The sequence below is a fragment of the Rhizobium sp. 1399 genome, from assembly GCF_031455475.1.
In the GTDB taxonomy this organism is placed as follows: domain Bacteria; phylum Pseudomonadota; class Alphaproteobacteria; order Rhizobiales; family Rhizobiaceae; genus Rhizobium.
Map to the genome: position 1 here is coordinate 212,319 of NZ_JAVDSU010000005.1, position 25,145 is coordinate 237,463.

Sequence of the window (25,145 nt, forward strand, 5' to 3'; positions counted from 1 at the left end):
ACCGCTGCTATGCAAGAAGCGCATATTTCTTTCGCCGGCAAACGAAAAAGGCACCAGGAACCTTACAAGAAACTCTTATTTATCCCTTTAATTTCAATAGAATAAATAGAAGGAACCATAGGGTTTTGACTGAAAGAAATTGTCAAATGGCAAGAGAAAAGGCCGGCCATGTCGCCATGGCCGGCCTGAATTAGGGGTCAGGGTCGTCTTTTTTGTTTTAGTCTTCATTTGCCGCAAGCTGAGAGAGAACCTGGCCGCGGCCACGCAATCTCAGGATCAGCGGAATGAGGAAGGCGGCAGCCGCAACGATCAGCAGGCCACAGGCGATCGGCGACATGACAAGCGTGGTCACGTCACCCTGGCTGATCGAGAGCGCTCGGCGAAGCTGCTGCTCGGCCAGCGGCCCGAGGATGAGGCCGACGACAGTAGGCGCGATCGGATAGCCGAAGATCCGCATGATATAACCGAGCACGCCGAAACCGAGCAGCATGCCGAGCTCGAAGACCGAAGGGTTGGCCCCGATAGTGCCGAGCGTGGCAAACAGCAAGATGCCAGCATAGAGCCACGGCTTTGGAACCGTCAGCAAGCGAACCCAGAGACCGATCATCGGCAGGTTCAGGACCAGGAGCATCGCATTGGCGATGAGCAGGCTGGCTATGAGACCCCAGACGAGCTGCGGGTTGGTCGCAAACAGCAGCGGACCCGGCTGCAGGCCGTATTGCTGGAAGCCGGCCAGCATGATCGCCGCTGTCGCTGACGTCGGCAGGCCAAGCGTCAGCAGCGGCACCAGCGTGCCGGCGGCCGATGCATTGTTGGCAGCCTCGGGACCGGCAACGCCTTCGATGGCGCCATGGCCGAATTCCTCGGGGTTCTTCGACAGGCGCTTTTCCGTGGCGTAGGAGAGGAACGTGCCGATTTCGGCGCCGCCCGCCGGCATCGCGCCAATGGGGAAGCCGATGATCGTGCCACGCAGCCACGGCTTCCAGGAGCGTGCCCAGTCCTGCTTGTTCATCCAGAGCGAGCCACGAACCGCTTCCACCTTGTCCTCGCCGCGCTTTCCTTGAGCGGCGATGTAGAGCGTCTCGCCAATGGCGAACATGGCAACAGCCAGCGTCGTCACCTCGATACCGTCGAGCAGGTCGGGTATGCCGAAGGAAAGACGCGCCTGGCCCGTCTGCTGGTCGATCCCGACCATGGCGAGCGCAAAGCCGATGAAGAGCGAGGTGAGGCCACGCAACGCCGAATCCCCGAAGGCCGAAGAGACGGTCACGAATGCCAGCACCATAAGTGCGAAATATTCGCGGGGACCGAAAATCAACGCCAGTTTCACGATATAGGGGGCGACGAAAGCAAGTCCGAGCGTGGCGATGAGACCGGCGACGAACGAGCCGATGGCCGCTGTCGCCAATGCCGGTCCGCCGCGACCTGCACGCGCCATCTTGTTGCCCTCGAGCGCGGTGACGATCGAAGCGCTTTCACCCGGCGTATTCAAAAGGATCGACGTGGTCGAGCCGCCATACATGCCGCCGTAATAGATGCCGGCAAACATGATGAGCGAGCCGCCCGGATCGAGCTTGTAGGTGGCGGGCAAGAGCAGCGCGACCGTCAGTGCCGGGCCGATGCCCGGCAGTACGCCAACCGCGGTGCCAAGGGTCACGCCGATGAAGGCGTAGAGCAGGTTGATCGGCTGCGCAGCAACCAGAATGCCCTGCCATAGGAATTCGAATGTGCTCATGGTTTTATCCCAAGCGGCGGCTCCTGAGGGGGCACAGGACCGTCCGCGCAAAAACTAGAGAACTGAAAGCGCCCGGCGCGAGGCGAGCGCTATCAGAAGAACAGATGTTCGAGCGGCCCGGCTGGCAACGTGAGCTGCAGGAGCTGCGAGAAGATAGCCCAGACGATGAAGCTCATGATGATGCCGATCGGCAGCGAGAACCAGATCTGGCGCTTGCCGAAACCACGCGCGGTCAGAGCAAAGAGCACGCCCGTCGCAATCGAGAAACCGGCGATGCGCAGAAGCAGCATCTGCCCGGCAAGACCTGCGACGATCCAGATGACCGGTGCCACTTCCTGATGCTCGCGTTCCGGAAAATCGCCGCGCCAAGCTTCGATCACCGTCCAGATGCCAAGACAGAAGAGGCCGAGAGCGACGACTTTCGGCACCGTCGACGGGCCGATGCGGTCATATTGCGCAATCGTCTTCAGATGCGAGGCATCCCAGAACACCACGACAGCGACGGCAATGAGGAAGACGGCAATGACCAGCGCCGCCCAATCAGGGCGGCGCTTCGTTGCCGATGAGATATCGGCTTCGCTCATTGAACGAGACCGATGTCTTTGAGAATGCCTTCGGTGGCCGAGACATCCTTTTCGAGCTGTGCCTTGAACTCGTCACCTGCGAGATAGGTGTCGGCCCAGCCCTTGGTCTTCAGGGTTTCCTGCCAGGCAGCAGACTTGTGGAGCTTGTCGAAGTCTGCTGCAATCGAGGCGACTTCTTCATCGGTCAGGCCTGGGGCGGCAGCGACCATGCGCCAGTTCTGGATGGAAACGTCGGTACCGGCTTCCTTGAAGGTCGGCGCATCGACGCCGGCGATGCGGGCATCGCTGGAAACGCCGAGCAGACGCAGCGTGCCGGCCTTGACCTGCGATTCGAACTCGCTGTAGCTCGAAATGCCGGCCGTGACCTGGCCACCGAGGATAGCGGCGAGTGCTTCGCCGCCGCCAGAGAAGGCGACATAGTTGATCTTTGTCGGATCGACACCGGAAGCCTTGGCGATCAGGCCGACGGCGATGTGGTCCGTGCCGCCGGCAGAACCGCCGCCCCAGGAAACGGCGCCGGGATCAGCCTTCAGCTTGGTGACGAGATCGGCGAGCGTCTTGATGTCGGATGCGGCCGGAACGACGATGGCTTCGTACTCGCCGGTCAGGCGGGCAATCGGGGTGACGTCCTTCAGCGTGACGACGGACTTGTTGGTCAGCAGTGCGCCGACCATGACGTAGCCGCCGACGATGAGAGCGTTCGGATTGCCGGCACTCTGGCTGCTGAACTGGGCAAGACCGATAGAGCCGCCGGCGCCCGGTACGTTCTGAACCTGGACGCTTTTGGAGATACCTTCCTGCTGCAGCACCGTCTGCAGCGAGCGGGCCGTCTGGTCCCAGCCGCCGCCGGGCGCTGCCGGAGCGATGATGGTGTAATCAGCCGCATAGGCCGGCAGCGCAATGGCCGCTGCTAAAAGGGTTGCGATGAAAGTGTGCTTCACGATGTGTCCTCCGTGCTGCGGCTGAGCGGACCGCCTGTGCTATTTTTGAAAATGAGGAGAGATCACCGATCGGTGGACGCAATTGTCCTGATAGCGAGCGGAAGTCCTCCCGGAAAATCTTCAACTCTCCGCCTCCACGGAGAGGAAGTAGCCCAAGCCATCATATGAACCTGTCATTTAGCTGACATCGGCGGGATATCCAGTGCGGCAAGACACTTTTTTGCCGTAATTCGACTACCTTCCCGCGAAATGCGACTGGACTAGTACATTGTCAGTACTGGACGCTCTCAGGAACTTGGCCGATACTCGGCCGAGGAGGGCGATCCGATGGCAAATGGCGGTTACAACCAGTTTTGTCCGGTTTCCAAGGCGTGCGAGCTGCTCGAGCCGCGATGGACCTTGCTGCTGCTCTGCGAAATGTGGTCCGGCTCCACACGTTTCAACGAGATCCGGCGCGGCGTACCGGGAATGTCACCGACCCTCATGGCAAAGCGGCTGCGCGAGATGGAGGCAAACGGCCTCGTCACCCGCTCGGAAAACCGCATCACGGGCGAGATCGTCTATCGGACGACCGAGATTGCCAACGAGCTTGAGCCCATCGTGCATGCGCTCGGCACCTGGGCGCATCGCAATATCGACGCCAACGTAACCCTCGAAAAACTCGATGCCCGCATTCTGATGTGGAACATGCGCCGCAAGGTCAATGCCGCCGCACTGCCCTTGCGCAAGCGTAGCGTCATCCAGTTCACCTATCCCGAATTGCCGCGCGACGAACGGCATTACTGGCTCGTGGCGCGGCTAGGCACGCCTGTGGACCTCTGCCTCACAGATCCCGGTTACGATGTCGACCTCTTCGTCACCGCCGATTTGAAGGCGATGACCTCGGCCTGGATGGGCCATTCCAGCCTCGATACCGAGATCGCCAGGGAACGCATCTCCTTCATCGGCGACATGTCGCTAGCCACAAGCATCGGAAACTGGATGGTGCGCAGCTCCTACGCCGCCTGATCCATTTTCTGTATCGGTTCCAGTCCATTTTCTACACTAGGCCGATTGCCCGACCAGAGGCACGATCTACCTGCAAGCGGACCTGGGGCACTCCAAGAGGCTGGTCGAACGCTGCTTATATCTGGATATCAAAAACCGGCGGGCGCTCGCGGCTCTGGCCTTCGCTCGCCGAGATGAGAGGAGACATTCCATGCAAACCACAGCGAATGCCGTGACACAGCCCACACCCGATCTCGCCGCGTTGAAGTCGCGCCAGCAGGTCGCCTGGGCTTCTGGCGATTATTCCGTCATCGGCGCCCGGCTGCAGATCGTCGGCGAAAGCCTGTGCGAAGCCCTGGACCTGCGCTCCGGCGAAAAGGTTCTCGATATCGCCGCCGGCAACGGCAATGCGACGCTTGCCGCTGCGCGGCGTTGGGCCGAGGTGACCTCGACCGACTACGTGCCGGAGCTTCTGGAGCGCGGCCGCGAACGGGCGATGGCAAACGGTCTGGCGGTGGAGTTCCAGCAGGCCGATGCCGAGGCCCTGCCCTTCAAGGATGCAAGCTTCGATGTCGTCGTCTCCACCTTCGGGGTCATGTTCACGCCGGATCAGGACAAGGCGGCAAAGGAAATGCTGCGCGTCTGCCGGCCAGGCGGGCGCATCGGCATGGCGAACTGGACGCCGGAGAGCTTCATCGGCCAGGTCTTCAAGACGATAGGCAAGCATATTCCGCCGATGCCGGGCCTCAGGTCGCCGGCGCTGTGGGGCACGAAGGCAAGGCTGGAAGAAATGTTCGGCGGCCAGGCCAGCATCGAGGCGACGTCACGTATGTATAATTTCCGCTACCGCTCACCCGCCCACTGGCTGGAAGTGTTCCGCACCTGGTACGGCCCCGTCCACAAGGCCTTCGAAGCTCTGCCACAGCCGGGCAAGGCGGCTCTCGAAGAGGATTTCCTTGCGCTCATCGCCCGCTTCAACCGCGCCAAGGACGGCACCATGGTCGTGCCGGCTGAATATCTGGAAGTGGTGATACGCAAAGGCTGACCGTAGCTGCCGTCACGGCATAAATGCGAAAGGGCGAGGTTCGCTAGCAGCAACCTCGCCCTTTATATTCTTGAGTCAGAGCTCGGACCATTCCTGGCGAATGGATCAGCGCTTAGTCATTGAGAACATGTGATTTATTTTGGTCAGCCCACAGGTTTCCTACTGGCCGAGCGAGGTTTTTACTGCGTCCGCAGCACCTCATTCCAGTGCGCAATCAGCCGAGCCCGCTTCACCTGATCGAGATAGACCATCAGACCGGGGCTGACAGGCACCGGACGCAACTGTGCGCCGAGTAGTTCCTGCAACGTATTGGCGGTATTCTCGCCCGCCACTTCCGGGCTGACGGCCGGGATCTGCAACTCACGGGCCATGATCGTCTGGCCCTCCTTCGACATGAAGAAGGCGAGGTAGCGACGCCCGAGTTCCGGTTCCGCGGCAGCCTGCGGCACCAGGCCGATGCGCGACATCACGACCGTATAATCCTTCGGCAACACGATGCCGACGTCAGGATGACGCGAGGCCCAGTCGGCCGCATAAGAGCCGAGGATATTGTAGCCGAGCACGAAGCGCCCATCGGCCACCCGCTCGAGGATTGCCGAACTCGTGGAGTAGAGCTTCACGCCGGCTGCCCCCATCGCCCCGATCACCGACCAGATATCGCCGAACTGTTCCTGATCGCGCGCCATGAACAAAAAGCCCACGCCGGAACGTTCAATATCATAGGTCCCGATCCGCCCATAAACCTCATTGCCCTTGCGTTTCAAATAGTCGACGAATTCCGCCCGCGAGCTCGGCACCGATTCATGAACAAAGCTCGGCTTGTGATAGACGAAGACGGCAGGTTCGAAGGTCAGCGCATAGGCGGTGTTGCGCCAGTTCGCCCATTTCGGCCATTGGGCGCTCATCGGCAGGTTGCTCACCTGCGCATAGCCGTCGTTCGAAAGCTTCACCTGCAGGTCCATCGCAGAGGAGAAGGCGAAGTCCGCCGTTTTGTGACCGGCATCCGTCTCCTTGACGATGCGGTCGTAAATATCCCCCGTCAGCATGTCCTCGTATTTGACCGCCACGTCCGGATTGGCCTCCTGAAAGCCGCGGATCATCGGCTGCGCCAAGGGCTCGTCGAGCGAGGAATAGACTGTCAGCACCGGCGCATCGGTATTGCCCGACTTCGCCGGATAAAAAACCTGATCCGCTGCCGCAAAGCCGGGCACCAGACACAGGAACAGAATGAAAAGGCTCCTCATCGCGCAAGAATGCCCGAGCCGCACAAGCCAGACAAGGGTCGGCTTCCAGTGGCGGCTACAGCCAGACCTCAAAGCTCGCGCTCGAAGAACATCAGGATCGGCTTCAGATCATCAGGGATCTCGTAGTAGGCGTCGCGCTCGCGAAAACCTAGGCGGCGATATAGCTTCTGGGCAGCGACCTGCCGATGGCCGGTATCGAGCCGCATCATCCGGTAGCCATCCTTCTTGGCCTGCGCGAGGGACGCTTCGCAAAGCGCCAGTGCTGCGCCACTGCCGCGTGCCTGCTCGGAAACGAAGAGCCGCTTCATCTCCGATATGCTCGGCGCGATCTCATGCTGCATCACGCAGCCGACAATCTCTCCGTCCAGCCGCGCCAGGAACATTGCCCCTTGTGGCCTTGCATGGATCTTCGGCAGGTCGGCGAGCATAGCCTCGAATTTTTCCGGACTGTAGTAAAGTTCTATCTGCGCCCGCTCGTCGGGATAGTTGTCGTAAAGCCATTGTCGGAAGGCACGGCTGAGATGCCGAACGGCATCGATCTCTTCCGGGCTTTCCACAAGCCCGACCGACAGGTTCCGCATCTGCAAAGCCTCCCCAAACTCCCCTTGTCCTTACCACGACGGTCTGCGCCCCGCCATCGACATCTCGGCGCGGATCGAAACCGGCCCATGGCATCGTGGCGATCGGGCTCATGATGCGCAGGGCCGGAAGGCGAATAAAATCCTGCTATCCTCCATACACCAATTCCCAGAATCGCTGTGACATCGGGCTGTCATCCCTGATAAACTCCCCGAAAAATCGAGGGAAACATCCGTTGCGCATCCTGCTTACCGAAGACAATATCGCGTTGGCCGACGGCCTGTCGGCGATCTTGCGCGGCACGGGCCATGCAGTGGATGTCGTCCATGACGGGGCTTCGGCCAATGCCGTCATCGCAGCGGAAAATTTCGATCTCGTCATTCTCGATCTGAACCTTCCCGAAATGGACGGCCTTGATGTGCTGCGCGCCATGCGCGCTCGCGGCAGCCGGGCTGCCGTGCTCGTCCTGACGGCCCGCGGCTCGCCGGAAGAGCGTGTGAAAGGCCTGGATCTCGGTGCTGACGACTACCTCATCAAGCCCTTCGACATTGCTGAATTCGAAGCGCGTGTGCGCGTGCTTCTGCGCCGCCAGGCCGGGCTGCATTCCTCGACAGTCAGCTTCGGATCGATCTCACTCGACCTGAATTCTCGTGCCTTTTCGGCCGGTGCCACGCCGCTCGACATCCCCTCCCGCGAGCTCGGCCTGCTCGAAATTCTTTTCATGCGCGCCGGCAAGGTCGTTGCCAAGGAGGCGATCATGCAGTCGCTGACTGCCTTCGATGACGACATCTCCGCCAATGCCATCGAGCAATATGTCAGCCGCCTGAGAAAGAGGCTTTCACCGCACGGACTGACGGTTAGGACCGCCCGCGGCATCGGCTATTATCTCGACAAGCTGCCCGAGGCCTCATGACGGCGGCCTATTCGCTCCGGCGCCGACTGCTTTTCTGGCTGCTTGTCTCGACCGCCGTTATCGGCACGCTGGCGCTCGCCGATACCTGGCGCGAAGCCGTCCAGACCTCGAACATCGTTTCCGACCGCGTTCTTGCCGGCTCCGCACTGGCCATCGCCGAACGGGTCGTCGTCGCCGAAGACGGCACGCTCGAGGTCGATATTCCCTATGTCGCGCTGGAAATGCTGACATCGGCGGCACAGGACCGCGTCTTCTACCGTGTCGACGGCCCGCCCGGAAATTTCATCACCGGTTACCAGGCGCTGCCGGTATTGAAGGAAACGCAAGGCGATACGGCTGCCTTTGCCGACGACATCTTCCGCGGCGAGCCGATCCGCGTGGCGACATTGGGACGCTCCGCCTCGACCGGCATCCGCTCTGTGCCCTTCGTCGTCACCGTCGCCGAAACCACCATTGCCCGCCGTCATCTGGCGCAGGCAATCCTCGTCCGCTCGGCGCTGCGCCTCGCCGTCATGATTGCCGGTGCCGCCGTCATCGTCTGGATTTCCGTTACGGTGGCGCTACGGCCACTCTACAAACTCGGCGACGCTATCGGCGAGCGCAACCCGGACGACCTGCACCCGATCGAGCAATCCGTTCCGAGTGAGGTGCAGCCACTTGTCGATACGGTCAACTCCTTCATGGTGCGCCTGCAATCGGCGCTTGATGCGCTGCGCAATTTCACCGGCAATGCCAGCCACCAGCTCCGCACGCCGCTCACGATCATCCGCACACAGCTTGCTCTTTCAGCCCGCGCCGGTTCTCTCGACGAGGCGCAACATGCCGCACTCAAAGGCGATCAGGCTGTTGCCCATGCCGAGCGCATCCTTGCCCAGCTTCTGCTGATGGCCAAGATCGATGCCGCGACCGCCAAGGAAGCACTGACGGTCTCGGCCATCGATCTCACGGCCATTGCTCAGGAGATCACCGGCGAGCAGATCCCGCGTGCCGCCGAGGCTGGCATCGATCTCGGTTTCGAGGGTGAAGGGCCTGCGATGATCCGCGCCGAGCCGCTGCTGATCGGCGAGATGCTGCGCAATCTCGCCGGCAATGCCATCGCCTATGCCGGCAAGGGCGCGGAAGTGACTGTCCGTATTATGGAGGATGCGGAAACGGTCAGGCTGGAAGTCGAGGATAACGGCCCGGGAATTCCGCCCGAAAAGCTGGAAGCCGTCAGAAAGCGTTTCTCCCGCGGCAATGAGTCCGGGGCGCCCGGTGCCGGCCTCGGCCTGCCGATCGTCGAGGAAATCGCCAATCTTTTCAATGCGAGACTTGTATTGATACCGGGCCGCGGCGGTAGGGGTCTGAAGGCGTCAGTGACGTTCAACAGAGCCGCCTGAATGCCGTCACCGCCCTAACCTTTCCGCCTTGCATTCTTTCGCTGCATTGCACACACTGGCTTTGGGAACAGCTAAGCCGATCAACGGTAAGCAGATAAAAGAGCAATATGTCGATCAAAGCCAGCATCTATCATCTGACCCATTATCAGTATGACAAACCGGTCCGCCTCGGCCCACAGATCATCCGTCTGAAGCCGGCCTCGCATTCGAAGACGCGGGTTTTGAGCCATTCTCTGAAGGTCACGCCGTCGAACCACTTCGTGAACCTGCAGCAGGATCCTTACGGCAACTACCTCGCGCGCTTCGTCTTTCCCGAACCGGTGACCGAATTCAAGATCGAGGTCGATCTCGTTGCCGACATGACGGTCTACAATCCCTTCGATTTCTTCGTCGAGGAGGAAGCGACGAAGTGGCCCTTCAACTACCCGGAATCGCTCCGTGAAGATCTCTCGATCTACATGATGCCGGAGCCGGCTGGCCCGCGCCTGAAGGCACTCCTGCCGACGCTCGACTGGTCCCCCGATCAGCCGACGGTGGACATGATCGTCGGTCTCAATGCCCGTCTGCAGCGGCAGATCGGTTATGTCATCCGCATGGAAGCCGGCGTCCAGACGCCGGAGGAGACGCTGGAAACCGCCAAGGGCTCCTGCCGCGACACCAGCTGGCTGCTCGTGCAGATCCTGCGCCATCTCGGGCTCGCCGCCCGCTTCGTCTCCGGCTACCTCATCCAGTTGGCGCCGGACCTAAAGGCCCTCGACGGCCCTTCAGGTACCGAGGTCGATTTCACTGATCTGCATGCCTGGGCGGAGGTCTATCTGCCCGGCGCCGGTTGGGTCGGTCTCGATCCGACCTCTGGACTTCTAACCGGCGAAAGCCACATTCCACTCGCCGCCACACCGCATTTCAGCAATGCCGCCCCGATCTCCGGCGGTTATTTCGGCGAGGCCGAAACCGAATTCGCCTTCGACATGAAGGTCTCCCGCGTCGCCGAGCACCCGCGCATCACCAAACCCTTCTCTGATGAGAGCTGGGACGAGCTCAACCAGCTCGGCGAGAAGGTCGACCGCGTCCTCGAAGCCGAGGATGTACGCCTGACGATGGGCGGCGAGCCGACTTTCGTCTCGATCGACGATTTTCAGTCCGAGGAATGGAACACCGCCGCCGTCGGACCGACCAAACGCGAAAAGGCCGACAGCCTGATCCGCAGGCTGCAGGAGCGCTTCGCGCCCGGCGGCTTCCTGCATTACGGCCAGGGTAAATGGTATCCCGGCGAAAGCCTGCCGCGCTGGACCTTCTCTCTCTACTGGCGCCGTGACGGCAAACCGATCTGGCAGAACCTCGACCTGATCGCCGCTGAAGGCAAGGATACCGGCGTCAAGGCCGAGGATGCCGAAAAGCTTCTGACGGCGATCGCCAGGGAACTGGCAATCAAGCCGGATATGGTGCAGCCGGCCTATGAGGATCCTGCAGACTGGATCATCAAGGAAGGCAGCCTTCCCGAAAATGTCGATCCGTCCAATTCGAAGCTGAAGGACCCCGAGGAGCGCAACCGCATTGCCCGCGTCTTCGCCCGCGGCCTCACCGTGCCGACGGGTTATGTCCTTCCCGTTCAGGTATGGAATGCCAAGGCCGCTGCAAGCAGGACATGGGTCAGCGAAAAATGGCGCACGCGCCGCGGAAAAATCTTTCTTGTACCGGGTGACAGCCCGATCGGCTATCGCCTGCCACTCGGCACGCTGCCTTATGTCCCGCCGGCACGCTACCCTTATATCCACCCCGCAGATCCGTCGATACCGCGCCCGCCGCTGCCTGATGTCTTCGTGCCCGCCGGCCGCGCCATGCCAGAAGCATCGTTCCAGGCGGACGAAAGCCACGCCGTCCGTGTCGAACAGACCCTTAGCGACATAGGCGGTGCCGTGCGCACTGCCTTGTCGGTCGAACCGCGCGAAGGCAGGCTCTGCGTCTTCATGCCGCCGGTCGAGCGCGTCGAGGATTATCTCGAGCTGATCGCCGCTGCCGAAAACGCCGCTGCCGAACTCAAGCTTCCCGTTCACATCGAAGGCTATCCGCCGCCGCAGGACGAGCGCATCAACGTTATCCGCGTCGCTCCCGATCCAGGCGTCATCGAAGTCAACATCCATCCAGCTTCCAACTGGCAGGATTGCGTCGACATCACCACGGCGATCTACGAGGAAGCGCGGGCCACCCGGCTCGGCGCCGACAAGTTCATGGTCGATGGTCGCCACACCGGCACCGGCGGCGGCAACCACGTCGTCGTCGGCGCCGCCAATCCAAACAACAGCCCGTTCCTGCGCCGCCCGGACCTGCTGAAAAGCATCATTCTCCACTGGCAACGCCATCCCTCGCTCTCCTACCTCTTTTCCGGCATGTTCATCGGGCCGACCAGCCAAGCGCCGCGCATTGACGAGGCCCGCCACGACAGCCTCTATGAGCTGGAAATCGCCATGGCGCAGATCGGAGCGCCGGGTCGCGGTCAACTGCCGTTGCCCTGGCTCGTCGACCGGCTGTTCCGAAATCTTTTGACCGATGTCACCGGTAACACGCACCGTGCCGAGATCTGCATCGACAAGCTGTTCTCGCCGGATGGCCCGACTGGACGGCTCGGCCTCATAGAGTTCCGCGGCTTTGAGATGCCGCCGAACGCGCGTATGTCGCTTGCCCAGCAATTGCTGGTGCGCGCGCTGATCGCCCGCTTTTGGAAGAACCCCGCCGATGGCAAGTTCGTCCGCTGGGGTACGACACTGCACGACCGTTTCATGCTGCCGCATTTCGTCTGGACGGATTTCCTCGATGTGCTCGCAGACCTGCGCGAAAACGGCTTCGACCTCAGCCCCGAATGGTTCAAGGCGCAGCTCGAATTCCGCTTCCCCTTCTGCGGCGAGGTCGAATACGAGGGTTCGAAGCTGGAACTGCGCCAGGCGCTGGAGCCCTGGCACGTCATGGGCGAGGAAGGCGCGCCGGGCGGCACTGTCCGTTACGTCGACAGCTCCGTCGAGCGCCTTCAGGTTCGGCTCGAAACGAACAACGTCTCGCGCTACATCGTCACCTGCAACGGCCGAATCGTACCGCTGATGCCGACGGGCACATCGGGCGTGTCGGTCGCTGGCGTGCGTTTCAAGGCCTGGCAGCCGGCTTCTGGCCTGCACCCTGTGCTGCCGGTGAATACGCCTTTGACTTTTGATATTTATGATACATGGTCGAAACGTTCGATCGGCGGCTGCATCTATCACGTTGCCCATCCGGGTGGTCGGAATTATGAAACCTTCCCGGTCAACGGCAACGAAGCGGAAGCGCGGCGGCTTGCCCGTTTCGAACCGTGGGGACATACGGCGGGTGGTTATATTCCGCGCGCCGAAACGGTTTCGCCTGAATTCCCGCTCACGCTGGATCTGAGGCGGCCCGCTGGAATTTGAAGAAACTGGGTCTGATGGGCAAGAAGCCTGCACTGGAACTGAGGGACGAAATCGAAGAACGCGCCGGCGCGGACGCGGTCTTCGATTATGAGCCCTTGCCCGGCATCGCCGACGAGATGGTGGACAATAAGGGCACAATCCGCCCGGTCTGGCAGCGCTTCCTCACCCATCTGAACATCATGCCGGAAAAGGATCTGGCCGAGCGGTTCGCCCGCGCCGACCGCTATTTGCGCGACGCCGGCGTCTTTTACCGGGCTTACGGCGCCAAGGGCAGCGGCGAGCGTGCCTGGCCGCTCTCCCACATTCCAGTGCTGATCGACGAGCGTGAATGGCAGGCTCTTTCGGCGGGCCTCGTGCAGCGCGCCAACCTCCTCGAAGCGATGGTTGCCGATATCTACGGCGACAACAAGCTCGTCGAGGAGGGCATCGTTCCGCCCGCCCTCATCGCTGCCAATCCGGAATTCCAACGGCCTCTGGTTGGGGTAAAACCGGCAACCGGGCACTATCTGCATTTTTGCGCCTTCGAGATCGGCCGTGGCCCTGACGGTAATTGGTGGGTACTTGCCGACCGCACGCAGGCCCCCTCGGGCGCGGGCTTTGCGCTGGAAAACCGCGTGGCGACCACCCGAGCGTTCTCCGATATTTACGCCGAAACGCCGGTTCACCGCCTCGCTTCCTTCTTCGGCGCCTTCCGCGATGCACTGCAGACGATGAAACATTCGGGCGACGACCGCATCGCGGTTCTCACCCCCGGCCCGGCAAACGAAACCTACTACGAACACGCCTATATTGCCCGCTACCTCGGCTTCATGCTGCTGGAAGGCGAGGACCTGACTGTCGTCAACGGCCGCATCATGGTGCGCACCGTCGCCGGTCTGAAGCCGATCGGCGTGCTGTGGCGGCGCCTCGATTCCGCCTATGCCGATCCGCTGGAACTGAACCAGAACTCGCATATCGGCACCCCCGGCCTTGTGGAGTCGCTGCGCGCCGAAACCGTCACCATCGTCAATGCGCTCGGCACCGGCGTTTTGGAAACACGCGCCCTGCTCGCCTTCATGCCCGCCGTCTGTCGCCAGCTGCTGGGCGAAGATCTGCGCCTGCCGTCCATCGCCACATGGTGGTGCGGCCAGAAGGACGAGCGTGACCACGTGGCTGCCAATATCGAGAAGATGGTGATCGGCCCGGCCTATTCCCGCGCGCCCTTCTTCGATGACAGCGGTGAATCCGTCCTCGGCTCGTCGCTGCGCGCCACAGCGAAGAACTCGATTGCAGACTGGCTGACAAGCGACGGTGCAAAGCTCGTCGGTCAGGAAGTCGTCACCCTCTCGACCACACCCGCCTGGGTCAACGGCAAGCTGACGCCGCGGCCGATGTCGCTACGCGTGTTCGCCGCCCGTACCGTCAACGGCTGGCAGATCATGCCCGGCGGCTTTGCCCGTATCGGCTCGGGAGACGATGTCGCCGCCATCGCCATGCAATCCGGTGGCGCGGCGGCCGATGTCTGGATCGTCAGCGACAAGCCGGTCGAGCGCCACACTCTTCTGCCCGCCGAGGGCAGCTTCACCCGCAACATGCCGGGCAGCCTGCCGAGCCGCGCGGCCGATAACCTCTTCTGGCTGGGCCGCTATATTGAACGCGCTGAAGGGGCACTGCGCATTCTGCGCGCATGGCATGCACGTTACGCCGAGGCTGCCGACCCGAACCAGCCGCTGCTTGCCGACGTCACCGAATATCTTGCCGCCGTCGATATCGACACCGCCGAGCCGGTGCCGGAATCGCTGCTGCGCAATATTGAGAGCGCGGTCTATTCGGCGAGCAATATCCGCGACCGCTTCTCGCCGGATGGCTGGCTGGCGCTCAACGATCTCGCCAAGACCGCTCGCCGCTTCCACTCGACTATCACCGCCGGTGACGATGCCAGCCACGCCATGACCATCCTGCTGCGCAAACTCGCAGGCTTCGCCGGTCTCGTGCATGAAAACATGTACCGCTTTACCGGATGGCGCTTCCTCTCGCTTGGCCGATACATTGAGCGCGGCCTGCATATGACGCGGTTGCTCGGCCACATGTCCGGCCCGGAAGCGCCCGACGGCGCACTCGACATGTTGCTCGAAATCGGCGACAGCGTCATGACCCACCGCCGCCGCTACAACGTCAACACGGCGCGGCTGACGGTCACCGACCTGCTGGCGCTCGATCCTCTTAATCCGCGCTCGATCCTCTTCCAGATGAACGAGATCCATCGCGAGGTGGAGCAGCTTCCAAACGCTTTCATGAACGGCCAGATGTCGCCCTTCTACCGCGAGGCGATGCGCCTGCATTCGGGCCTAGCCGTCATGACGCCGGAAACGATGAATGGCGACGTCTATCATAGGCTGGAGCGCGAGCTGGAACACCTCTCCGACCTCCTGGCGCAGACCTATCTCGGATGACGGCGGTGCTTTACGATCTCACCCTGCATATGGGCTATGCCTACGACACGCCTGCGTCAGGCGCGCGCCATATCATGCGCCTCATGCCGCTCTCGCTGGCGAACCGCCAGCGGCTTGTCGCGGGCTCGATCAGCATTTCGCCGCAGCCGGACGAACAGTCGCATTTCGTCGATTTCTTCCAGCATCCGGCAACGTCCTTCCTGCTGCGCTCGCCGCATGAAACGCTCGATATCCGCATGCAGGCCCGCGTACAGGTCGAAAGCCAGGTCATGTCGGCGGACTTCTCGCCGCTGCTGGCTAACCTGCCGGAGGAAGTCGCCGGAATCTGGTCGCTCGATTCGGAATCGCCCCACCATTTCCTTGGCGACAGTCCGCGCCTGACCGAAACCAAGGCGATCAGTGAATACGCAAAGACCTGTGTACAGCCGTCGCTGACCGTCATGCAGATCGCCTATGCGCTGTGCGCTCGCATCAACAAGGATTTCACCTACGATCCGGAAGCGACGACCGTCGACACGACACCGCTGGAATCCTTCAAGCTGAGGCGTGGCGTCTGCCAGGATTTCACCCATGTCATGATCCTCGCGCTGCGCAGCCTCGGCATTCCCGCCGGCTATGTCTCCGGCTTCCTGCGCACAATCCCGCCGCCGGGCAAGGAGCGGCTGGAAGGGGCTGACGCCATGCATGCCTGGGTCCGCGTCTGGTGCGGCGAAACGGCCGGCTGGATCGAGCTCGATCCCACCAACAATATCCCTGCTGGAACCGACCATATCGTCGTCGCATACGGCCGCGACTATGCCGATGTCGCTCCCGTTATCGGTGTGCTCAAGAGTTATGGCAGCCAGCGTTCCGTGCAGGCAGTGGACGTAATTCCGCTCAAATAATCCCGAAATTGGAAAAAACAGCCAGTTGCCTGCAATTTTAGAGACTGGCTTTAGCGCCCATTAAAGTCATCTGGTCCATCAAGAGCCAAATAGGGCTCCTTCGAACCGGTGGACATGATGAACACCCTGCATTCGCTTCTTGATCGGCTGCGGCGCGACCGTGGCGGCAATTTCGGTATCATGACGGCCATCTTGCTGCCTGTGCTTATCGGCACCGCGGGGTTGGCTATCGACTATTCAAATGCGATCCTGTCCAAGCGCGAGCTTCAGGAAGCGACGGACGCCGGCGCTCTGGCAGCCGCAACCGCGCTTGCCAACGGAACGGCCGCCAACAGCGCTGCCGCCGAAGCTCTTGCGAAGGATTTCGTCAGCGGCCAGATGGCCAATTATGTCGGCACTGACGCCGTGGACGACATCAAGGCCGCAACGAGCATCAACATCGACACCAGCACGACGGCAACCAGCAAGAGCTATAAGGTTACGGTGAACAGCTCCTACGCTCTTGCCACCACGCCGTTCATGGGCGTCCTCGGCTACAAGACGATGAATGTCGGCACGACGAGCTCGACGACGAGCGGCACGAACGACACCAAGAACGCCCTTTCGATGGAACTGGTGCTCGATCAGTCGGGTTCGATGGGCGACAAAACCAGCACCTGCGCCACGTATAATGGCACAAAGTGCAAGACCTATGTTATCAAGATCGACGCGCTCAAGCAGGCAGCCAATGCTCTCTTTTCGGCATTGAACACCGCCGATCCGGATCACAGCCTCGTGCGGACTGGCGCATACTCTTACAATAATGGTCTTATCTATAATTCAAAAAAGACCCAGATCAAAAGCATGAGCGCCATGGCGTGGGGCACGGCGACGACCGCAACCTATGTAAGCGGCATTACTGCGACCGGCGGCACGGATGCCACCGAACCGATGAGACAAGCAACTCTTTCCGTCCAGAAAGCCCAGGACGGTTCTGATGTTGAAAGCATGGCACACGAGGCCAAGGGCAACAAAAACGTATCGCGCTACATTGTCCTGATGACCGACGGCGAAATGACGGGCAACACAGGCGAATGGCAGAAGACCTACGACCAAAATGTTCGTGACCAATGCGATGCGACCAAAACAGCGGGCATCAAGATCTTCACCGTCGCGTTCATGGCTCCAGACAAGGGCAAGAGCCTGCTTCAATACTGCGCTTCGCCGGGCGGCAACTACTATGAGGCCGAGACCATGGAGAAACTGGTGGCATCCTTCACCAGCATCGCACAGGAGGCGACGAAGGCTCTCACACTGCTGACGAACTGACGGCCGCAGCCCGTATTTCACCACAGCAAAAAGCCGCTCCGGAACAAACCGGGGCGGCTTTTCGTTTAGACTTTATTCGGCCCATCAGATCGGGAAAACCGATTGAAATCAAGTCCCTTGGGCCTGTCGAATATGAAGGTTCCGCAAATTTTTCGTTTGCCCAATTCCCTTGTTGCAAGTGCGTGATAACGGTGCATAAACTGCCCTGTCGGTATAAGCGACAAATCGATTGAATCAGGCGTAAGATACTGTAACCAAATCAAAATTGGCGAGACCTGACATGAATACTGTTTCGAAGCCGATCATCCCCTCACCAGCTCCGCGCAGTTCCCGGCCAGAAATCCTCGCTGAGGAAATCATCGAGCGTCTGACCTACCGCATTGGCAAGGATGCCAAGGTCGCCAAGCCGCATGACTGGCTGACGGCAACCATTCTCGTGGTGCGTGACCGCATCATCGACAAGTGGATGGAGTCCACCCGCAAGGTCTATGAAACAGGCGCCAAGCGCGTCTACTACATGTCTCTCGAATTCCTGATCGGCCGCCTGATGCGCGATGCCGTGTCCAATCTCAACCTGATGGAAGAGGTTCGGGATGCGCTCGCTTCGCTCGGCGTCGATATCAACGTCATTGCCGGCCTCGAACCGGATGCCGCGCTCGGCAACGGCGGTCTCGGCCGTCTTGCGGCCTGTTTTATGGAGTCGATGGCAACTGTCGATGTTCCGGCTTATGGCTACGGCATCCGCTACGTCCACGGCCTCTTCCGCCAGCAGATGGCGGACGGCTGGCAGGTCGAGCTGCCGGAAAACTGGCTTGCGCACGGCAACCCCTGGGAATTCGAGCGCCGCGAAAGCGCCTATGAAATCGGCTTCGGCGGCTCGATCGAGGTCATCAACAGCCATGACGAGCAGCCACGATATGTCTGGAAGCCGGCCGAGCGTGTCATTGCCGCCGCCTTCGACACACCTGTCGTCGGCTGGCGTGGCAAACGCGTCAATACGTTGCGCCTCTGGTCGGCACAGCCGATAGACCCGATCCTGCTCGACGCCTTCAACGCCGGCGACCATATCGGCGCGCTGCGCGAGAGCAACAGAGCTGAAAGCCTGACCCGCGTTCTCTATCCGGCAGACGCAACGCCTGCCGGCCAGGAGCTGCGCCTGCGCCAGGAATATTTCTTCTCGTCGGCCTCTCTGCAGGACATCCTGCGCCGTCACCTGCAGCAGTATGACGACTTCACCTCCTTGCCGGACAAGGTGGCGATCCAGCTCAACGACACGCACCCAGCGGTTTCCGTTGCCGAACTGACGCGCCTGCTCTGCGATGTGCACGGCATGGATTTCGAACAAGCCTGGGATATCACCCGCCGCACCTTCTCCTACACCAACCACACGCTTCTTCCCGAAGCGCTGGAAAGCTGGCCGGTTCCGCTCTTCGAGCGTCTGCTGCCGCGCCACATGCAGATCATTTATGCGATCAACGCCAAGATCCTGATCGAAGCGCGCAAGACGCGGAATTTCTCCGACACCGAAATCCGTTCGATCTCGCTGATCGATGAAAGCGGTGACCGCCGCGTGCGTATGGGCAACCTCGCCTTCGTCGGCTCGCATTCGATCAACGGCGTCTCCGCGCTGCACACCGACCTCATGAAGGTTACGGTCTTTGCGGACCTGCACAAGCTCTACCCTGATCGCATCAACAACAAGACCAACGGCATCACCCCCCGCCGCTGGCTGCAGCAGTGCAACCCCGGTCTGACCGGCTTGGTGCGCGAAGCGATCGGCGACGAATTCCTCGATGACGCCGAGAAGCTGCGCGCACTCGACAAGTTTGCAACGGACCCGAGTTTCCAGCAGAAGTTCGCGGCCGTGAAGCGCGCCAACAAAGTGGCTCTTTCCAATCTCGTCGCCAGCCGCATGGGCGTGAAGCTCGATCCGTCGGCCATGTTCGACATCCAGATCAAGCGCATCCACGAATACAAGCGCCAGCTCCTCAACATCGTCGAAGCCGTCGCGCTCTACGATCAGATCCGCTCGCATCCGGAGCTGGATTGGGTGCCGCGCGTAAAACTCTTCGCCGGCAAAGCGGCGCCGAGCTATTACAACGCCAAGCTCATCATCAAGCTCATCAATGATGTCGCCCGCACCATCAACAATGACCCGTCTGTCCGCGGCCTGCTGAAGGTCGTCTTCGTGCCGAACTATAATGTCACGCTCGCGGAAGTCATGGTACCGGCGGCAGACCTCTCCGAGCAGATTTCCACGGCCGGCATGGAAGCATCAGGCACCGGCAACATGAAGTTCGGCCTGAACGGCGCACTGACGATCGGCACGCTCGACGGCGCCAATGTCGAAATGCGCGACAATGTCGGCGAAGACAACATCGTCATCTTCGGCCTGCAGGCAGACGAAGTCGCCAAGATCCGTAGCGAGGGCCATAATCCTCGTGCGATCATCGAGGGTTCGCGTGAGCTGGCGCAGGCGCTTGCCGCCATCAGCTCGGGCGTCTTCTCTCCTGACGACCGCAACCGCTACACCGGCCTCATCGACGGCATATATTCCCATGACTGGTTCATGGTCGCTGGCGATTTCGATGCCTATGCGGCCGCCCAGCGCGAGGTCGACCAGATCTGGACCAACCAGTCCTCCTGGTATGAGAAGACGATCAACAACACGGCGCGGATGGGCTGGTTCTCTTCCGACCGCACAATCCGGCAATATGCAGACGAGATCTGGAGAGCTTGATGAAGCCGCCGAAAGCCGCCCCTGAAGTGAAGCTTCCCTGGGAAATTTCGGCTGACGAAATAGCGGCAATCCTCAGTGGCTCGCATGACAATCCCTTTGCCGTCCTGGGCGTGCATCAGGCCGGCGAGGCCTTCATCACCAGGTGTTTCCTTCCGGGCGCCGAAGCTGTCACGGCAATGGCGCTGGATGGAACGCCGATCGGCGATCTCCACCAGCTCCATCCTGACGGTATTTTCGGCGGCCAGGTCTCCATCACAAAATTCCAGCCGGTGCGCTATCGCGCCCGGCGCGCCGACGCCGAATGGGCAGTGACGGACCCATACAGCTTCGGCCCCGTACTCGGCCCGATGGACGATTATTACGCCCGGCAGGGTTCGCATCTGCGGCTCTTCGACAAGATGGGCGCCCACCGCATCAAGCATGAAGGCGCGACCGGCATCCATTTTGCCGTCTGGGCACCGAATGCCCAGCGCGTTTCCGTTGTCGGCGATTTCAATAACTGGGACGGACGGCGTCATGTGATGCGCTTCCGTTCCGACAGCGGGATCTGGGAGATCTTCGCTCCCGACGTGCCGCTCGGCGTTCCCTATAAATTCGAAATACGCGGTCATGACGGCGTTCTGCTGCCGTTGAAGGCTGATCCCTTTGCCCGCCGCAGCGAACTGCGCCCAAAGACGGCCTCCGTGACCGCAGCCGAGCTTATACAGGACTGGCAGGACGAGCCGCATCTGAAGCACTGGCGCGAGACTGACAAACGCCGTCAGCCGATCAGCATTTACGAAGTTCATGCCGGCTCCTGGCAGCGCCGCCAGGACGGCTCCATGCTGTCATGGGATGAGCTTGCTTCGAGCCTCATCCCCTATTGCGTCGACATGGGTTTCACCCACATCGAATTCCTGCCGATTACCGAACACCCTTACGACCCCTCCTGGGGCTATCAGACGACCGGTCTTTATGCCCCGACCGCCCGTTTCGGTGAGCCGGAGGGGTTCGCCCGCTTCGTCAACGGCTGTCACAAGGTCGGCATCGGCGTCATTCTCGACTGGGTACCGGCACATTTCCCAACCGACGAACATGGTCTCGGCTGGTTCGACGGTACCGCGCTTTACGAGCACGAAGACCCGCGCAAGGGTTTCCATCCGGACTGGAATACGGCGATCTACAATTTTGGCCGGACCGAAGTCGTATCTTACCTCGTCAACAACGCGCTCTACTGGGCGGAGAAATTCCATCTCGACGGTCTGCGCGTCGATGCAGTCGCTTCGATGCTCTATCTCGACTATTCGCGCAAGCACGGCGAATGGATCCCGAACGAGTATGGCGGCAATGAAAACCTCGAAGCCGTCCGCTTTCTGCAAAGCCTCAATACCCGCATCTATAGTGAGCATCCCGGCGTCATGACCATCGCCGAGGAATCGACGTCCTGGCCGAAAGTCTCGCAACCAGTTCACGAAGGCGGCCTCGGCTTCGGTTTCAAGTGGAATATGGGCTTCATGCACGACACACTGAGCTACATGAGCCGCGAACCGGTGCACCGCAAGCATCACCACAATGAGTTGACCTTCGGGCTGCTCTACGCCTATTCGGAAAACTTTGTCTTGCCACTGTCCCACGACGAAGTCGTGCACGGCAAGGGCTCGCTGATCGCCAAGATGCCGGGCGACGACTGGCAGAAATTCGCCAATCTGCGTGCCTATTACGCCTTCATGTGGGGCTATCCCGGCAAGAAGCTGCTCTTCATGGGGCAGGAATTTGCCCAGTGGGCCGAATGGAGCGAAAACAAGTCGCTCGACTGGAACCTTCTCCAGTATCGCATGCACGAAGGCATGCGCCGTCTGGTGCGCGACCTCAACTTCACCTATCGCAGCAAGGCCGCCCTCCATGAGCGCGACTGCGAGGGCGACGGTTTCGAATGGCTGATCGCCGATGATTACGAGAACTCGGTCTTCGCCTGGCTGCGCAAGGCGCCCGGCCAGAAGCCGGTTGCCGTCATCACGAACTTCACGCCTGTCTATCGCGAGAACTACTCGATCCGACTGCCTTCGGCGGGGCGCTGGCGGGAAATCCTCAATACCGATGCCGACATCTATGGCGGCAGCGGAAAGGGCAATGGCGGGCGCGTGCAGGCCGTCGATGCCGGCGGCGAGATAAGCTGCTCGATAACCCTGCCGCCGTTGGCGACGATCATGCTTGAACCTGAGAATTAGTGACTGGTGGGAGGAGAAAATGGTAGAAAAGCGCATTCAGCCACTTGCCCGCGATGCAATGGCCTATGTTCTCGCCGGCGGTAGGGGAAGCCGCCTCAAGGAACTGACCGACCGACGCGCCAAACCAGCCGTCTATTTCGGCGGCAAGGCGCGCATCATCGATTTCGCATTGTCCAATGCCTTGAATTCCGGCATCCGCCGCATCGGCGTCGCCACCCAGTACAAGGCACATTCACTGATCCGCCACATGCAGCGTGGCTGGAACTTCTTCCGGCCGGAGCGCAACGAGAGCTTCGACATCCTGCCTGCCTCCCAGCGCGTTTCCGAAACGCAGTGGTACGAAGGCACCGCCGATGCCGTCTATCAGAATATCGATATCATCGAGGATTACGGCGTCGAGTACATGGTCATCCTGGCTGGCGACCATATCTACAAGATGGACTATGAATACATGCTGCAGCAGCATGTCGATACCGGCGCGGATGTGACCATCGGCTGCCTTGAAGTCCCGCGCATGGATGCGGTCGGTTTCGGTGTCATGCATGTCAACGAGAAGGACGAAATCTTCGCCTTCATCGAAAAGCCGGCCGATCCGCCAGGCATTCCCGACAAGCCGGATTTCGCGCTAGCTTCGATGGGCATCTATGTCTTCCGCACCAAGTTCCTCATCGAGGCATTGCGCCGTGATGCCGCCGATCCGACCTCCAGCCGCGATTTCGGCAAGGATATCATTCCCTACATCGTCGAGCACGGTAAGGCAGTCGCCCACCGCTTCGCCAAGTCCTGCGTGCGCTCTGATTTCGAGCATGAGCCCTATTGGCGCGACGTCGGTACGATCGACGCCTACTGGCAGGCCAATATCGATCTGACAGCGATCGTTCCGGCCCTCGATATCTATGACAAGTCCTGGCCGATCTGGACCTATGCCGAGATCACCCCGCCGGCGAAATTCGTCCATGACGACGAAGACCGCCGCGGTTCGGCGACCTCGTCGGTCGTTGCCGGCGACTGCATCATCTCAGGCGCAAGCCTCAACCGGAGCCTTCTCTTCACCGGCGTGCGGGCCAATTCCTTCTCCAAGCTGGATGGAGCGGTCATCCTGCCCAACGTGAAGATCGGCCGGCGCGCGCAGCTCAAAGATGTTGTGATCGACCATGGTGTCGTGATCCCGGAAGGTCTTGTCGTCGGCGAGGATCCGGAGCTCGACGCGCGGCGCTTCAGACGGACCGAAAGCGGCATTTGCCTGATCACGCAACCGATGATCGACAAGCTGGATATCTGACTTATGAAAGTTCTTTCGGTTTCGTCCGAAGTCTTCCCATTGATCAAGACAGGGGGCCTTGCCGACGTGTCAGGCGCCCTGCCAATAGCCCTCAAATCCTTCGGCGTCGAAACCAAGACCCTCATGCCCGGATACCCCAGCGTCATGAGGATGCTGCAGAACCCGGTCGTTCGGCTGGAGTTTCCGGATTTGCTCGGCCAGCCGGCAAGAGTGCTGGAGGTAGAGCATCAGGGTCTCGATATCCTCGTGCTCGACGCTCCCGCCTATTACGACCGCCCGGGTGGTCCCTATCTGGATACGACCGGGAAGGATCATCCGGACAACTGGCGCCGTTTCGCCGCCCTTTCGCTGGCTGGTTCCGAAATCGCGGCAGGCCTGTTGCCTGGCTGGCGGCCGGATCTCGTGCATGCCCATGACTGGCAGGCCGCCATGGTGCCGGTCTATATGCGCTATTATCCGACGCCCGAACTGCCGAGCATCCTGACGATCCACAACATCGCCTTCCAGGGCCAGTTCGGCGCCGATATTTTCCCCGGCCTGCGCCTGCCGCCCCATGCCTTTGCCACCGAAAGCATCGAATACTACGGCACCGTTGGCTTCCTGAAGGGCGGCCTGCAGACTGCCTCCGCCATCACCACGGTCAGTCCCTCCTATGCCGACGAGATCCTCACTCCCGAATTCGGCATGGGTCTCGAAGGCGTCATCGCCAGCCGCCGTGACGTGTTGCATGGCATCGTCAATGGCATCGATGCTGACATCTGGAATCCGGCGACTGATCCGGTCGTCCACACGCACTACGGCCCGACGACGCTGAAAAACCGTCTGGAGAACCGCAGGTCGATCGAGGAATTCTTCCATCTCGACCATGACGACGCGCCGATCTTCTGCGTCATCAGCCGGCTGACCTGGCAAAAAGGCATGGATCTTGTCGCAAGCACTGCAGATAAGATCGTCGCACTCGGTGGCAAGCTCGTTGTGCTCGGATCCGGCGAGGCAGCCCTCGAAGGTGCGCTGCTCGCCGCTGCCAACCGCAACCCCGGCCGCATCGGCGTTTCCATCGGTTACAACGAGCCGATGTCCCACCTCATGCAGGCCGGCTGCGACGCAATCATCATCCCGTCACGCTTCGAGCCTTGCGGTCTTACCCAGCTCTATGGTCTGCGTTATGGCTGCGTGCCGATCGTGGCGCGCACCGGCGGTCTCAACGATACCGTGATTGATGCCAATCATGCCGCACTTGCGGCAAAGGTGGCGACAGGCATACAATTCGCACCTGTAAACGAAGAAAGCATGCTACAGGCACTGCGCCGCGCCATGCACCTTTACGCGGATCAAAAAGTCTGGACCCAATTGCAAAAGCAGGGCATGAAGTCGGATGTCTCTTGGGAGAAGAGCGCCGAACGTTATGTTGCCCTGTATTCAAGCCTCGTCTCGAAAGGCATGTGAACTAA

17 protein-coding genes are annotated in these 25,145 nt (G+C 60.8%); 12 read left to right on the forward strand and 5 right to left on the reverse strand.

The features are described 5' to 3' along the window. Window positions 1-217: 217 nt before the first annotated feature. The 3 genes from J2X71_RS18470 to J2X71_RS18480 all read right to left on the reverse strand — a co-directional run bounded on the left by J2X71_RS18470 (window position 218) and on the right by J2X71_RS18480 (window position 3,260). Window positions 218-1,735, reverse strand: coding sequence for a tripartite tricarboxylate transporter permease (locus tag J2X71_RS18470; protein WP_310383657.1), 1,518 nt, complete (start codon window positions 1,733-1,735; stop codon window positions 218-220). 92 nt (window positions 1,736-1,827) lie between these two features. Then, complete coding sequence (locus J2X71_RS18475; protein ID WP_310383659.1) at window positions 1,828-2,319, reverse strand: tripartite tricarboxylate transporter TctB family protein; 492 nt, start codon at window positions 2,317-2,319, stop codon at window positions 1,828-1,830. Then, window positions 2,316-3,260 (reverse strand): tripartite tricarboxylate transporter substrate binding protein, encoded by a 945-nt coding sequence (locus J2X71_RS18480; RefSeq protein WP_037103547.1) that lies wholly within the window; start codon window positions 3,258-3,260, stop codon window positions 2,316-2,318. The genes J2X71_RS18475 and J2X71_RS18480 overlap by 4 nt, the downstream gene beginning before the upstream one ends. Window positions 3,261-3,587: 327 nt before the next feature. Here J2X71_RS18480 and J2X71_RS18485 point away from each other — a divergent pair, with 327 nt between their 5' ends. Next, window positions 3,588-4,268, forward strand: a complete 681-nt coding sequence (locus J2X71_RS18485) for a helix-turn-helix domain-containing protein (RefSeq protein WP_310383662.1) — start codon at window positions 3,588-3,590, stop codon at window positions 4,266-4,268. Window positions 4,269-4,458: 190 nt separating this feature from the next. Beyond that, on the forward strand, window positions 4,459-5,292 hold the full coding sequence (locus J2X71_RS18490) for a class I SAM-dependent methyltransferase (RefSeq protein WP_113320945.1): 834 nt from the start codon (window positions 4,459-4,461) through the stop codon (window positions 5,290-5,292). A 179-nt stretch (window positions 5,293-5,471) separates the two neighbouring features. On the opposite strand, the gene J2X71_RS18495 is transcribed toward J2X71_RS18490, so the two are convergent. Then, on the reverse strand, window positions 5,472-6,536 hold the full coding sequence (locus J2X71_RS18495; protein ID WP_310383665.1) for an ABC transporter substrate-binding protein: 1,065 nt from the start codon (window positions 6,534-6,536) through the stop codon (window positions 5,472-5,474). A 68-nt stretch (window positions 6,537-6,604) separates the two neighbouring features. Continuing rightward, window positions 6,605-7,117 carry a GNAT family N-acetyltransferase gene (locus J2X71_RS18500; RefSeq protein WP_310383667.1) on the reverse strand — a complete coding sequence of 171 codons (513 nt, stop codon included), beginning with the start codon at window positions 7,115-7,117 and terminating at the stop codon, window positions 6,605-6,607. Window positions 7,118-7,350: 233 nt separating this feature from the next. On the opposite strand from J2X71_RS18500, the gene J2X71_RS18505 reads away from it, so the two are divergent. The 10 genes from J2X71_RS18505 (at window position 7,351) to glgA (ending at window position 25,140) form a co-directional block, all read left to right on the forward strand. Further along, the gene (locus tag J2X71_RS18505; protein WP_310383669.1) at window positions 7,351-8,028 is read left to right on the forward strand and encodes a response regulator transcription factor; all 678 of its coding nucleotides are present in this window, start codon (window positions 7,351-7,353) and stop codon (window positions 8,026-8,028) included. Beyond that, entirely contained in the window at window positions 8,025-9,407 is a 1,383-nt protein-coding gene (locus J2X71_RS18510; RefSeq protein WP_310383671.1) for a sensor histidine kinase N-terminal domain-containing protein, read from the forward strand. The genes J2X71_RS18505 and J2X71_RS18510 overlap by 4 nt, the downstream gene beginning before the upstream one ends. A gap of 107 nt (window positions 9,408-9,514) precedes the next feature. Beyond that, complete coding sequence (locus J2X71_RS18515; protein ID WP_310383672.1) at window positions 9,515-12,841, forward strand: transglutaminase family protein; 3,327 nt, start codon at window positions 9,515-9,517, stop codon at window positions 12,839-12,841. Window positions 12,842-12,855: 14 nt separating this feature from the next. Further along, entirely contained in the window at window positions 12,856-15,273 is a 2,418-nt protein-coding gene (locus tag J2X71_RS18520; RefSeq protein ID WP_310383674.1) for a circularly permuted type 2 ATP-grasp protein, read from the forward strand. Further along, window positions 15,270-16,157: a transglutaminase family protein gene (locus J2X71_RS18525; RefSeq protein WP_310383676.1), complete on the forward strand. Its 888-nt coding sequence runs from the start codon at window positions 15,270-15,272 to the stop codon at window positions 16,155-16,157. The genes J2X71_RS18520 and J2X71_RS18525 overlap by 4 nt, the downstream gene beginning before the upstream one ends. A gap of 117 nt (window positions 16,158-16,274) precedes the next feature. Continuing rightward, window positions 16,275-17,465 carry a pilus assembly protein TadG-related protein gene (locus tag J2X71_RS18530; RefSeq protein WP_310383988.1) on the forward strand — a complete coding sequence of 397 codons (1,191 nt, stop codon included), beginning with the start codon at window positions 16,275-16,277 and terminating at the stop codon, window positions 17,463-17,465. 280 nt (window positions 17,466-17,745) lie between these two features. Next, on the forward strand, window positions 17,746-20,205 hold the full coding sequence (locus J2X71_RS18535; RefSeq protein ID WP_113320952.1) for a glycogen/starch/alpha-glucan phosphorylase: 2,460 nt from the start codon (window positions 17,746-17,748) through the stop codon (window positions 20,203-20,205). Then, on the forward strand, window positions 20,205-22,412 hold the full coding sequence (glgB, locus tag J2X71_RS18540; RefSeq protein ID WP_310383679.1) for a 1,4-alpha-glucan branching protein GlgB: 2,208 nt from the start codon (window positions 20,205-20,207) through the stop codon (window positions 22,410-22,412). Before J2X71_RS18535 ends, glgB begins: the two co-directional genes overlap by 1 nt. 19 nt (window positions 22,413-22,431) lie before the next feature. Beyond that, window positions 22,432-23,694, forward strand: coding sequence for a glucose-1-phosphate adenylyltransferase (gene glgC / locus J2X71_RS18545; RefSeq protein ID WP_113320954.1), 1,263 nt, complete (start codon window positions 22,432-22,434; stop codon window positions 23,692-23,694). A 3-nt stretch (window positions 23,695-23,697) separates the two neighbouring features. Further along, window positions 23,698-25,140 (forward strand): glycogen synthase GlgA, encoded by a 1,443-nt coding sequence (gene glgA / locus J2X71_RS18550; RefSeq protein ID WP_113320955.1) that lies wholly within the window; start codon window positions 23,698-23,700, stop codon window positions 25,138-25,140. The last annotated feature ends 5 nt before the right edge of the window (window positions 25,141-25,145 follow it).